We start from the raw sequence: 11530 nt of genomic DNA on the forward strand, positions 1-11530 counted from the left end.
TCCATGCCCGATCCCAGCGCTCCGCCCGCTATCCAAATGACCGGCATGAATAAGTGGTACGGAAACTTCCATGTGCTGAAGAATATCAACCTGACCGTCCATCGCGGCGAGAAGCTGGTGATCTGCGGTCCGTCCGGCTCGGGCAAGTCGACGATGATCCGCTGCATCAACCGGCTGGAGGAGCATCAGCAGGGGCAGATCGTCGTCGAAGGCGTCGAACTCAGCAACGATTTGAAGCAGATCGACGTAATCCGCAGTGACATCGGCATGGTGTTCCAGCACTTCAACCTGTTCCCGCATTTGACCATTCTGGAAAACCTGACACTGGCGCCGATCTGGGTGCGCAGGATGCGGCGCGGGCAAGCCGAGCAGACCGCCATGCACTATCTGGAGCGGGTGAAGATCCCGGACCAGGCGCATAAATATCCCGGCCAGTTGTCCGGCGGCCAGCAGCAGCGCGTCGCCATCGCCCGTGCGCTCTGTATGAGCCCGAAGATCATGCTCTTTGACGAACCGACCTCCGCCCTCGATCCTGAAATGGTCAAGGAAGTGCTCGACACCATGGTCGCGCTGGCCGACGATGGCATGACGATGCTGTGCGTCACGCACGAGATGGGATTTGCCCGCCAGGTCGCCGACCGCGTCGTCTTCATGGACCAGGGCGAGATCGTCGAGATGAACACGCCCTCCAAATTCTTCTCGCATCCGCGTCACCAGCGCAGCAAACTGTTTCTGGCCCAGATCCTGAACTAGCGAACCTCTCCCGCCAGCCCATGCGCCGGCCGGATGGGCAGACGCAAATCAGAAATCCATCCGGGGCCTGGTCAGCGCGCAGCGACCTGCCAGACCGCGACGCCGGCCCAGGATCAGGCCGGCGACGCCTTCGATGCTGCGCGAGATAATGTCGAACAAGCGCGGCCGACTCTCGAAGGAATACACCAGGCGTTCGCGAAACAGGATCGACAGCGCCGCGGGTTCCGGCCATTGGTAGATGTTCGGCCCACAACTTCTGCACGTCGACGATCCTGGCGGTGGGCGCTCCGGTCCTGTTTCGACGATAATGCGCCGCCGGCCGGCGCAGGCACAGCTGCCACGTATTGCAGCAGACGGCAGAGGACGAGAACGTCGTCCACAACGCAACTCTCGACTCGAAGTCGTAGCTGCATCATATGGCCTGTTCACCAAGCGGGCTTTGGGGGCTAGCACCAGTCGGGCACCCACTTTGGCACCTCCACTTGCGCGAGCGGTAGTCCGCTTTCCTTCGCAAATGCCATGTGGCAAGACGGATGGATGGCGGCGGACAGCGAACATAAAAGCATCTCTACGAGAGCGTTGGGCATCGCATTATCAGCTGCTGCCCTCGTGCCGCATTTCACAACCCCAGCCTTTGCCCATGCTTCCGAGCGCGGCTATGTCATGCTCCTGCCGACCGGATATTATGTCGTGGGCGGGGCGGTGGCCGTAGCCGCGAGTTTTCTGGTTCTGGCTGTCCTGCCGCCCAGGCTGCTCGAACGCATTTCGGCATCCCGCCTGCCAATTGGTCAATTCGGCGACGCCGCGCGCATTTGGATCAGCACGCTCGCCTTCGCGGTTCTCGCCATACTCGTGGCGGCGGGAATTCTCGGCAGCCGAGATCCGCTGTCGAATCCACTTCCGCTAACGGTGTGGACGCTGGTCTGGGTCGGACTGACATTGCTTCAGGGCGTATTCGGCAATGTTTGGTCGTGGACAAACCCGTGGTACGGGCCGTGGCGCATTTTCTCCAGCGTCTTCCCGGCATTCCGCGATCGCACAATGCCACAAGGACTGGCTTACTGGCCGGCGTTGATTTTGTTTGCAAGCTTCGCCTGGTTCGAGCTGATCTATCGGGCGCCCGAAGATCCGGCGCGGCTTGCGTTCGCTCTCATGGCCTACTGGCTCTCGACCTTCGTCTGCATGATCATCTTCGGCTACGAAGGCTGGAGCCGGCGCGGCGAGTTTCTGTCCGCGTTCTTCCGCATGGTGTCACGCTTCGCCATCGTCGAAACGACGCCGGACCACCCAAGCGGGGGGCGCGCCCTCTCACTCTGCTGGCCTGGAGCGAAATTGTGGAGCGCGCAAGCCTTACCGGCGAGCGGTATGCTCTTTCTGTTGCTGACGTTGAGCTCGGTGTCCTTCGACGGTCTGTCGAAGACCTTCTCTTGGCTGGGCGCGAATGGGGTCAATCCGCTCGAATTTCCGGGGCGCTCGGCATTAGTCGGAATCAACAGCGCCGGTCTTGTGCTGATGTTTATCGCACTTGTCGCCGTGTTCTTCGCCGCAGTGTTTGTCGGTGAGCGGTTGGCCGGGAGCATCTCTTTCGGAAAAGCGGTCGGGCTCCTTGTCTGGTCGATCGTCCCGATCGCGCTCGCCTATCATTTTTCCCACTATCTGACGGCCCTCCTGGTGAACGGCCAGAATGCGCTCGTCGCTATTTCGGATCCGTTTGATCGGGGATGGAACCTATTCGGCACGGCGCACATGAATGTCGGGGCGGGAGTGATCATGGGCTCCGATGCAGCGTGGATCATCTGGAACTTTCAGGCGGCGGCGATCATCGGCGGCCATATACTTGCCGTTCTGGTCGCGCATGGGCTGGCGTTCCGTTTGCATCCGGCGCGCAGCCGCGCGGCGCTCAGCCAATTTCCGCTGACCGTTTTTATGGTCGGATATACGGTTTTCGGGCTGTGGCTGCTGTCCACGCCGACGGCCGTCTGACGGCCGCAAGCCACGTATCGGAGGCGTTGGTCGACAGACCTCACGGCGGTGTATCGCGACCTCAAGGACATGCGTCGAACAAAGCCGGTGGTTGGTGAATTGGCAACGCCGGCAAGTGCAACTGACTGCTACACAGTTCGTCGGCCTGATATCTAAGCCGACGGGACGCCCTCGGTGGCCAGACGCCGGAAGATCTGGTCGACTTGTTGCGGCGGCAATTTGGCGCCGCCGTCGAGCCACCAGATCAGCACCGACAGAAAGGCACCCACGACGAACTGGACGATCAGTTCGTTCGGCACGACATCGGGGAGCTTCCTGTCCTTGTTTGCGGCAAGCTCCGCGCGCACGAGATCGCATAGAATCTCGCGGATGCTGCCGAGCACAATAGTCCCACCGCGGCCCCCGGCCAGAGCTCGGTAGAGATCTATATGTTCACGCGCGTGCTCGAACATACCGAGCACGAACCCCAAGCTGCGATCTTTCAGCTCGCCTGGCGCTGCAAGCGCATGCCGCTGGCGTTCGACCAGCATGGCGCGCAGATGATCGTCCAGGCCGCTGCGCTTGAGGTCGTCCTTGCTGGTGAAGTGCGCGTAAAAGGTCGATCGGCCGATGTTCGCCTCATTGCAGATGTCCTCGACGGTAATTGCTTCATATCCCTTTCTCAGGATCAAAGTGATCAGCGCATGGTGAAGAGTCGACCGGGTCCGGGCGACACGGCGGTCTATCGTCTTTTCCGTTCCCATGAGCTTTTTCCGTTCAGATGGCAGAGGACCGTGCGGTACCGGACATTCTGCCGCGAATGGTCGTTGACGCGTTCCCGGATACCATGTCAGTTTCCGAACATGATGTCCATAAACCGGCGAGAGTGGCCAAGGAGTCTCTGATGAGAAAACATGGGCATAACAACAGCGGAGCCGGCGCGCCCGGCCGCGTCATACATTGGGCAGCACGCTACGATCTGATGACTTGGCTGTTCACCTTAGGCCGCGAACGCGCCTTTCGCGAAAAGATCCTCCGGTTGACGCAGCTCGAACCTGGAGAGTCCGTCCTCGATATAGGGTGCGGGACGGGAACGCTCGCTATACTTGCCAAGCAGCAGGTCGGGCCGACGGGCACCGTGCACGGGATCGATGCGTCACCGGAAATGATCACCAGGGCGGGTGCGAAGGCTCGAAGAGTCGGTCTGAAGGTCACCTTTGAAAAGGCCGCCGCCCAGGCATTGCCGTTCCGGGATGCCGAATTCGATGTCGTAACGACGACGCTGATGCTCCATCATCTTTCTGCCGATGGACGTAATCAGATGGCTCATGAGATACACAGAGTCCTGAAGCCATCCGGTCGCGTACTCGCCGTCGACTTCGTGCAAGCGCCACAGGATGGAGGCTTCATCGATCGCTTCCGCCATCACGGCGTCAGCACAGTCGACGACATCATAACGGAATTCCGGGACTCGGGTCTCAACATCGTCGCTAGCGGCGCGGTTGGCACGAAGAACCTGCAGTTCGTGCTAGCCACGGCGGCCGCCGACGTCGCCCGTATTCGCGATAGGTTTGTCGCTCTCGGCACGGAAGAACCCTCAGGCCCGGCACGGCCTGCAGCCATGAGCCACCTGCACACCATAGGCCTAGTGCTAGGCATCGTCGCGCTGATCGCCATGCACGCAGGCGCGCCCTGGTGGCTATCGTGGCGCGGTCTAAGCGACGCCTCAAATCCGATCTCTTACACAGTGATTGCACTCGTGGCCCTTTTCGTAATCTTCAAGATCGGATTGCTCGGTGGCCTGCATCGGTGGAGCAGAGGCCGCCGCCAGCGTTGAGGCCGCTTGCTATTACGACATCGCGTCTCGCTACGGCTTGTTGGACACGCAGGAGTTCACCTTTTTCACACCCGGACGCGAATCGCGCGTCCGCTCCGGCCTCCCCGCCGTGCGAGGGTGGTGGTAGGCCAATCTAATCCCGTCGCAGCGAGATCAGACGCCCGCAGACGGCGCTTAACGTTATTCTCGGAAGACCAACTGCCATTCGTTGTCCAGATCACCGGGCGGTGATCACTCTCAGCCAGATGGCAGGCGGCGACGCCGCCATGAGGAACGGGACGCAGTTGGGGCTCGTCCAACCGGCAGATATCCATCGCCACCGGACAGCGCGTGTTGAACCGGCAGCCCGGCGGTGGATTGCTCGGGCTCGGCGGGTCGCCTGCGAGGATGATGCGGCGGCGGTCGGCCTCAATGCGCGGGTCAGGCGAAGGAACTGCGGACAGCAGCGCCTGGCTGTACGGATGGGCGGGTTCGCGAAACAGCGGCCGTGCCACGCCAGCTTCGGCGATGCGGCCGAGATACATCACAGTCACGTCCGAACAGACTTCGCGCACGATTGCGAGGTCATGCGCGACAATCACGATGGTAAGGCCGAGCTGTCTTTGGCGATGTGAACAGATTGACGATCTGCGCCCGGATCGAGACATCGAGCGCGCTCAGCGGCTCGTCGCAAACCAGGATCGATGGTTTCAAGGCAAGCGCACGGGCGATAGAAACGCGCTGGCGCTGGCGGCCGGAAAGCGAGCGCGGCAGGCGGTCGAGCACGGTTTGTGGCAGCGCGACCAGGTCCAGAAGCTCGGCGATGCGCCGGGGTCGCTCGGCGGAGGAACCGAGGCGATGGATTTGCAGTGGTTCCTCAAGCGCCTGGTAGACAGTCTGCCGCCGGCTCATCGAACCCAGCGGATCCTGGAAGACGAACTGGACCTCCCGGCTGAACGACTTCCTGTCTGATTTCAACCATTCGGCGCGGTTTCTGCCGGCGATCAGGACCGTGCCTTCGCTCTCCTTCTGCAGGCCGACGACGGTGCGGGCGAGCGTCGTCTTTCCGCAGCCTGACTCGCCGACGATGCCGTGGAAGGCTCCGCGCGGAATGCTCAGATCGATGCCGTCGACCGCCCGGACCGCGCCCGTTCCGTCGCGGTTCTGGAAATGAACCTTCAGCCCCCTGCTCGATTGCGGCGGCATCAGACATGAACGGCAATCCCCTCTCGCCTGATCACGACCGGGCAGGCCACGCGATGCGGATTTGCCGAGACCGATATCGACTGCAGCGGCGGACGGTGTTTTCGGCAACCTGGTTCGACCAGTTCGCAGCGGTCGGCGAAACGGCAACCCGGTTCCAGCCTGATCTGGCTTGGCGGCAGGCCCGGTATCTCGCGGGTCGTCGCCCTTTCGTCGGACCGAAAGTCCGGCACCGATGCAAGCAGCCCGCGCGTATAGGGGTGAACGGGCCGCGTCAGGACGTCCATGGCGATTCCCTCTTCCGCTACCTGCCCGGCATAGAGCACGATGACCCGGTCGGCGACGGAGGCGACCACGGCGATGTCGTGCGTGACCAGCACCACAGCAATGCCTTCCTCGCGCTGGATCTGGCGGATGAGCTCCAAGATCTGTGCCTGGACGGTGGCGTCCAGGGCTGTGGTGGGCTCGTCGCGATCAGCACGTGCGGTCGGGCCGCGAGCGCCAGCGCGATCATCGCGCGCTGCAGCATGCCACCCGACATTTCGTGGATAGCGATGGCAGCGGTCCTCGAGGTCGGGAATGCCTAAGCGCGCCAACAGCGACACCGCTTGCCTGCGGGCAGCCTCGTGCTAGGCCGGCGAAGCGGCGCGCCTGGCGTGCCAGTTGCGGGCCGATCTTCAGCGTCGGATTGAGCGCGCTCATCGGATCCTGAAAGATCACCCCAAAGTAGCGGCCGCGAAGCTCGGACAGTTGCCTGGGCCCCAGCCGATCAGGTCGCTCCCGTCGGCCTGAGCCGTCCCGCGCATCGCTACAGTCACGCCTTCGGGCAGCAGGCCGAGAGGGCCGAGCGTCATGCCCGTTTTTCCAGAGCCGCTTCCCCGACGACCGCCACCGTTTCGCCGGGCCGAACGCTGAATGAGACGCCATCGACCGCCCGGACGGATACGGAAGTTGCATAGAGATCGATGATCAAATTCTCGATCGCGTAAATTGGCTTGTCGTCGTTCATGTCGAACCCGTTCCCGTTTCGACGGCATCGCGCTCGGCCTCTTCGCGAGCCCTTGCGCAGCATTCCCCGCGAACCGGCCGCGGCACCTTTTGCAGCGCAAATGTTTCACCCAAGAGGTTGAAGCTGACTACAACCAGCGTCAGGGCTAGACCAGGGGGGACAACGAGGCGCGGAAACTCCTCGATGTAACTCATGCCGTCGACAAGCATCTGGCCCCATTCCGGCGTCGGCGGTGCAACGCCCAGGCCCAGAAAGCTGAGCGTCCCGATGGCCAGCACGAGGGCGCCGGCATCGGCGCTGGCGGGTCCTCACCCCGAAACGCGAAGATGAGGATCGTCAAAAGGTGCCGATCAGCCCCAGCCCGGCCATCCACCAGATGTGCCAGATCAGGGCGAAACCAATGACGACGGCAAAGAAGGCGTTGACGACCCCGACTGGACTGTTCTTCGGTACTTCGATCGGCTCGTACGGGCGCGGTGGCACCGGTTGAGCTTGCTGTGCGTTGGCGCGTTGCTTCGCGACCCAGTAGCTGTCGCGCTCGGCCACATGCGGCAAGACGGCAAAGTTCCAGGCCGGCGGCGGCGACGCCGTGGACCATTCCAGTGTGCGACCGTCCCAGGGATCGCCGGTGACACGAAGCATCTCGCGGTCGCGGATCGAGACAACCAGCTGCACGATCTGGCAGACGATGCCGCCTAGAATGATAACGGCTTATTCGACCACTCGCAACCAGTTTGACCTGCCAACCATGTCTCACGAGCAATGGCAGGCACTTAAGCCAACGCTACAAGAAGCGGAATAATAACCGGCAAGAGGATCCTCCCGGCCCGCCTGAGTAACCAGGGCTGCCGACAGAGCGCTTTCCCACTCACTGCCGGCCCGGTACCGGAAGGAGGGAGCGCAAATCTCTGCTTCGCCACCAGAATGCGCAACGCATCAGGTCCCGCACGCTCAGCTAGATCTGACGTTTAATCATGCGGCCGAGACCCGTTTCGCGAATAGGCCGCCGGCGAACCTGCACGCCGCCTTGTGCATTGAGCTTACTTCTTGCGACACAGGCTCAGCCTCCGCACAAGCTTCCACTGAAAGGGGACACCGCGTCCTGAAGAAACAGCCGGAGGGCGGATTCGTCGGACTTGGGATTTCGCCCGTGATCAACGGAGGGTTGCGCCGACGTTCGGTGGCAGGATCAGCCTCGGGGACAGACGCGAGAAGGAGTTGGGTGTAGGGATGGCTCGGATTCCGGTAGACCTCTTCCGAGCTACCGCTTTCCACCACCTTGCCGAGATACATCACGTAGACCCGGCTCGCCGCCTGCCGGACAAGCGCGAGGTCATGCGCGATGAAGAGGCAGGACACGCCGAGCTTCTCTCTGAGATCGAGGAATAGGTTCATGACCTGCGCCCGTATAGACAAGTCTAGCGCGCTGACCGGTTCGTCGCAGATTAAAACCCGCGGCTCTACGGCCAGCGAGCGCGCGATCGCGATGCGTTGCCTCTGGCCGCCTGAGAGTTCACGGGTGAATCTGTCCCGGACCGTCGTCGCCAGACCGACTTGGTTGAGGAGCTCAGCGATCCTCCCCTCGCGTTCCGTTTGCGAACGCAAACCTGCAATGATGAGGGCTTCGTTTATGGCTTCGCCCACAGTTTGGCGATCATTCAGCGATGCATAGGGGTCCTGGAATACGTACTGAACTGCCCGACGCGCTTCCCGCAGACGGCGTCCACTCAAGGAGCCGAGGTCGACGCCATCAAAAACGACACGTCCGGATTGGGGTTTTTCCAAGCCGACGATCGAACGGCCGAGCGTGGACTTGCCGCAGCCAGACTCCCCCACCAAGCCGACGATCTCGCCTTGATTGAGGTGGATTGAGACGTCGTTTACCGCTTTGATCGTTTGGCCACGTTTGGCACTTGGAAAGCTGGTGACCAGATGCTCGACTTCGAGTATCGCGCTCATTATGCGCACTCCTTCGCCCGAATATTCAGAACGGGACAGGCGGCTGACACACCCGGAACTGCCGTCGGCAAGAACGGCGGTCGCCGCTCGCCGCAGGCATCCACAGCGTATCCGCAGCGGGCCATGAAAGCGCACCCTGTGATCGGCGCGCCGAGGATGGGCGGAACGCCCGGCAATCCACGGAAACGCGATCCGATTGCGTCCTGTTTCCTCGGAATTGCGTCGATGAGGCCCATCGTATAGGGATGCTGCGGCTGGGAGAGTACACGCTCGGTCGGTCCGGTTTCGACGTGGCGCCCCGCGTACATCACCATTACGCGGTCGGCCGCGCCCGCCACGACACCCATGTCATGCGTGATCAAGATCATGGCCATGTCCATTCTGGACTGGATTTCCTTCAGCAGTCGGAGGATTTGCGCCTGGACCGTCACGTCGAGCGCGGTGGTCGGCTCGTCGGCTACGAGAAGTGTCGGCTCGGCGGCAATGGCGATTGCGATCATGACACGCTGTCGGAGACCGCCCGAAAGCTCATGGGGATACTGCTTGAGGCGTATTTCGGGGTCGGACATCCCGACCATCTTGATAAGTTCAAGCGCCCGGGTTTCCGCAGCTCTTGCGGTCATGCCGAGGTGAAGCTCGGCTACTTCGGCTATCTGCCGTCCGACCCGGCGGGCGGGATTGAGCGCGCTCATCGGGTCCTGGAAAATGAAGCCAATGGATTTTCCGCGCAGGCTGCGAAGCGTTTCATTGTCCGATCCGACGAGCTGGCGGCTGTCGAACAAAATGGAGCCCGATATATCCGCCTGGACGCCCACGGGCATCAGGCCGAGAGGCGCAAAGCAGGTGACCGTTTTGCCGCTACCGCTTTCTCCCACAATCGCGAGGGTCTCTCGACGGCTCAGTTCATAGGCTACTCCGTCGACTGGGCGGACCACGGTATGCGCCGTCAGCAGGTCTATGGTCAGATCTTTGACGCGGAGTATCGGTTCAGAACTCATGGCCGTGCCTCCTTGGCCCAGAATGCGGTTACCCGGCGACGGGCCGCGAGCATCCGGGAGGTCAGCGGCTTCGGAACTCTGTTGAGGGCGACCGCTTCACCGAGGATGTTGAATCCGATGACAGCTAAAGTCAGGGTCAGCCCCGGCAGGATGACCTGGCGCGGATCGGACTCGAGATATGGAAGCGCGTCGACCAACATCTGTCCCCATTCAGGCGTCGGCGGCTGGATGCCCAGCCCGAGGAAGCTCAACGTTGCGATTGCGAGCGCGACTGCTCCGGCGTCGGCCGTGGCATATACGAGCACCGCCCCGATCGTCGTGGGAAGAAGATGGACAAAGTAAATGCGAACGGGACTTGCGCCCAATACTCTTAGGGCCTCCATGTGGGGCTTGTTCATGGTGTTGACAGCCACGGCCCGGCTAATGCGGGCGCTACCCGGCCACCAGGCGAGCGCGAGCGCGAGGATCATGTTCCAGTAGCTGACTCCGGCAATGCCGATCACCGCAAGTGAGACGATGAGGCTGGGGATTGCCTGGCCGACGTCAACGATGCGCATCAGCAGTTCGTCCGTCCAGCCCCGCCGGTATCCGGCAATCGTGCCGATGGCGATGCCGATGGCGTGCGCGCACACAAGGACGAGACAGACTCCGACCAGCGACGTCCGAGCCGCCACAATCAACCTGCTCAATGTATCGCGCCCGAGATGGTCGACTCCGAACGGATGGGCGAGCGTCGGGCCCTGGCCAGCGATCAGCAGGTCTTGCGCATTGGGATCATGTGGCGCGATGTAGGGTGCGAGCAGTCCCAACAGAACGAACGCGCCAATAGTAAATACCGCCGAGCGCGGGAAGGCGCCAATGGCCTTCAGGAGTGGTCTGACTGGCTGCATGTTCAGCTCCTTTGAAGTCTAAGGCGCGGATCGGTCAGCGTAATGCAGATGTCGACCACGACGTTCAGGATGATGAAGAACGTGATGAAGACCAGAAGGCAGGCCTGCACGACCATGAAGTCGCGGAATCTCACCCCGGTCAGGAAGAGGTCGCCGATGCCCTGCCAAGCGAACAGAGGTTCGACAACGACCGCGCCCACGACCATCGTCCCGATCTGCGTTCCCAAGGCGTTCAAGTACGTCGGCGCGATGTTCGGGATCGCGTCGCGAACCAGAATACTCGTCCTTGACAGTGCTTTGCTCATGGCCGTTAGGACATAAGGTTTGGCCATCGCCTCCTCGAAGCCAACTCGGACGACGCGGCTCAAAACTGCTGCGGGAAGAAATCCCAGAGTGAGCCATGGAAGCACCCAACTGACGGGTCCGGCAAACCCGAAGGTCGGAAAGACGTGCCACGTGACCGAAAAGGCGTAGACCAGCAGTGCTCCGACGAAGAAGGACGGAGTCGAAGCGCCCAGAAGAGCGCTCCCTCGGGTGACCACGTCTGGCGCCCTATGTGCCCAGAGCGCGCCTACGAAGCCGACGAACAGGCTCAGCAAGAAAGCCACGACCGCTCCGCCCGCAACGAGGGTGGCGGTCACAGCAAGGCGGCTCTTGAGGGACGCGCCGACCGCCTCGCCCGTCTTGTAGGAAATGCCGAAGTCGCCGTGGATCGCTCCGTTCAGCCAGAAGCCGTAGCGTTCGAGAAGCGGCTTGTTGAGCCCCAATTCCTCCTCGACCTTGGCGATATCGGCTTTGGTGGCCGTCGGCGTCCGCAACTCGGCGATGAGTATCGCCACGTTGCCCGGAGCGGATACCACGAGCGCGAAGCATAGAACGGACGCCAGAAACAGCAACAAGACTGCGTTGCGGGCCCTTTTAGCGATGAAGGCGAACACGG

14 protein-coding genes are annotated in these 11530 nt (G+C 61.9%); 3 read left to right on the forward strand and 11 right to left on the reverse strand.

Annotated features, from left to right (window positions below):
- Window positions 1–3 precede the first annotated feature (3 nt).
- Window positions 4–753 (forward strand): amino acid ABC transporter ATP-binding protein, encoded by a 750-nt coding sequence (locus tag NKJ23_RS19470; RefSeq protein WP_352495717.1) that lies wholly within the window; start codon window positions 4–6, stop codon window positions 751–753.
- A gap of 537 nt (window positions 754–1290) precedes the next feature.
- Window positions 1291–2736, forward strand: coding sequence for a hypothetical protein (locus tag NKJ23_RS19475; RefSeq protein WP_352495664.1), 1446 nt, complete (start codon window positions 1291–1293; stop codon window positions 2734–2736).
- Window positions 2737–2888: 152 nt separating this feature from the next.
- On the opposite strand, the gene NKJ23_RS19480 is transcribed toward NKJ23_RS19475, so the two are convergent.
- Entirely contained in the window at window positions 2889–3479 is a 591-nt protein-coding gene (locus NKJ23_RS19480) for a TetR/AcrR family transcriptional regulator (protein WP_023722494.1), read from the reverse strand.
- A gap of 56 nt (window positions 3480–3535) precedes the next feature.
- Between NKJ23_RS19480 and NKJ23_RS19485 the strand changes: the two genes are divergently transcribed.
- Window positions 3536–4552 (forward strand): methyltransferase domain-containing protein, encoded by a 1017-nt coding sequence (locus tag NKJ23_RS19485; protein ID WP_352495663.1) that lies wholly within the window; start codon window positions 3536–3538, stop codon window positions 4550–4552.
- 65 nt (window positions 4553–4617) lie between these two features.
- Here the strand turns inward: NKJ23_RS19485 and NKJ23_RS19490 are convergent, their stop codons facing one another.
- The 10 genes from NKJ23_RS19490 to NKJ23_RS19535 form a co-directional block, all read right to left on the reverse strand.
- Window positions 4618–5133 carry an oligopeptide/dipeptide ABC transporter ATP-binding protein gene (locus tag NKJ23_RS19490; RefSeq protein WP_352681736.1) on the reverse strand — a complete coding sequence of 172 codons (516 nt, stop codon included), beginning with the start codon at window positions 5131–5133 and terminating at the stop codon, window positions 4618–4620.
- Complete coding sequence (locus NKJ23_RS19495) at window positions 5117–5737, reverse strand: ATP-binding cassette domain-containing protein (RefSeq protein WP_352495661.1); 621 nt, start codon at window positions 5735–5737, stop codon at window positions 5117–5119. The genes NKJ23_RS19490 and NKJ23_RS19495 overlap by 17 nt, the downstream gene beginning before the upstream one ends.
- Window positions 5737–6159, reverse strand: coding sequence for an oligopeptide/dipeptide ABC transporter ATP-binding protein (locus NKJ23_RS19500; RefSeq protein ID WP_352681738.1), 423 nt, complete (start codon window positions 6157–6159; stop codon window positions 5737–5739). The genes NKJ23_RS19495 and NKJ23_RS19500 overlap by 1 nt, the downstream gene beginning before the upstream one ends.
- 425 nt (window positions 6160–6584) lie before the next feature.
- Window positions 6585–6743, reverse strand: coding sequence for a hypothetical protein (locus NKJ23_RS19505; RefSeq protein WP_352495659.1), 159 nt, complete (start codon window positions 6741–6743; stop codon window positions 6585–6587).
- Window positions 6740–7021, reverse strand: coding sequence for a hypothetical protein (locus tag NKJ23_RS19510; protein ID WP_502902549.1), 282 nt, complete (start codon window positions 7019–7021; stop codon window positions 6740–6742). Before NKJ23_RS19510 ends, NKJ23_RS19505 begins: the two co-directional genes overlap by 4 nt.
- 58 nt (window positions 7022–7079) lie before the next feature.
- A complete protein-coding gene (locus NKJ23_RS19515) occupies window positions 7080–7418 on the reverse strand; it encodes a hypothetical protein (protein WP_023680722.1) in 339 nt (112 codons plus the stop codon).
- Window positions 7419–7715: 297 nt separating this feature from the next.
- The gene (locus NKJ23_RS19520) at window positions 7716–8702 is read right to left on the reverse strand and encodes an ABC transporter ATP-binding protein (protein ID WP_023680721.1); all 987 of its coding nucleotides are present in this window, start codon (window positions 8700–8702) and stop codon (window positions 7716–7718) included.
- The gene (locus NKJ23_RS19525) at window positions 8702–9700 is read right to left on the reverse strand and encodes an ABC transporter ATP-binding protein (RefSeq protein ID WP_352495658.1); all 999 of its coding nucleotides are present in this window, start codon (window positions 9698–9700) and stop codon (window positions 8702–8704) included. Before NKJ23_RS19525 ends, NKJ23_RS19520 begins: the two co-directional genes overlap by 1 nt.
- The gene (locus tag NKJ23_RS19530) at window positions 9697–10590 is read right to left on the reverse strand and encodes an ABC transporter permease (RefSeq protein WP_023680719.1); all 894 of its coding nucleotides are present in this window, start codon (window positions 10588–10590) and stop codon (window positions 9697–9699) included. The genes NKJ23_RS19525 and NKJ23_RS19530 overlap by 4 nt, the downstream gene beginning before the upstream one ends.
- A gap of 2 nt (window positions 10591–10592) precedes the next feature.
- Entirely contained in the window at window positions 10593–11528 is a 936-nt protein-coding gene (locus NKJ23_RS19535) for an ABC transporter permease (RefSeq protein ID WP_352495657.1), read from the reverse strand.
- Between the last annotated feature and the right edge of the window lie 2 nt (window positions 11529–11530).

The sequence above is a fragment of the Mesorhizobium sp. M0184 genome, assembly GCF_040322215.1.
In the GTDB taxonomy this organism is placed as follows: Bacteria; Pseudomonadota; Alphaproteobacteria; order Rhizobiales; family Rhizobiaceae; genus Mesorhizobium.

What these genes read in the sequence shown, in the direction of transcription:
- NKJ23_RS19470 (WP_352495717.1), top strand. Translation starts at nt 4, where the DNA reads ATGCCCGATCCCAGCGCTCCGCCCGCTATCCAAATGACCGGCATGAAT.
- NKJ23_RS19475 (WP_352495664.1), top strand. Translation starts at nt 1,291, where the DNA reads ATGGCGGCGGACAGCGAACATAAAAGCATCTCTACGAGAGCGTTGGGC.
- NKJ23_RS19480 (WP_023722494.1), bottom strand. Translation starts at nt 3,479, where the DNA reads ATGGGAACGGAAAAGACGATAGACCGCCGTGTCGCCCGGACCCGGTCG.
- NKJ23_RS19485 (WP_352495663.1), top strand. Translation starts at nt 3,536, where the DNA reads ATGGTCGTTGACGCGTTCCCGGATACCATGTCAGTTTCCGAACATGAT.
- NKJ23_RS19495 (WP_352495661.1), bottom strand. Translation starts at nt 5,737, where the DNA reads ATGCCGCCGCAATCGAGCAGGGGGCTGAAGGTTCATTTCCAGAACCGC.
- NKJ23_RS19505 (WP_352495659.1), bottom strand. Translation starts at nt 6,743, where the DNA reads ATGAACGACGACAAGCCAATTTACGCGATCGAGAATTTGATCATCGAT.
- NKJ23_RS19520 (WP_023680721.1), bottom strand. Translation starts at nt 8,702, where the DNA reads ATGAGCGCGATACTCGAAGTCGAGCATCTGGTCACCAGCTTTCCAAGT.
- NKJ23_RS19525 (WP_352495658.1), bottom strand. Translation starts at nt 9,700, where the DNA reads ATGAGTTCTGAACCGATACTCCGCGTCAAAGATCTGACCATAGACCTG.
- NKJ23_RS19530 (WP_023680719.1), bottom strand. Translation starts at nt 10,590, where the DNA reads ATGCAGCCAGTCAGACCACTCCTGAAGGCCATTGGCGCCTTCCCGCGC.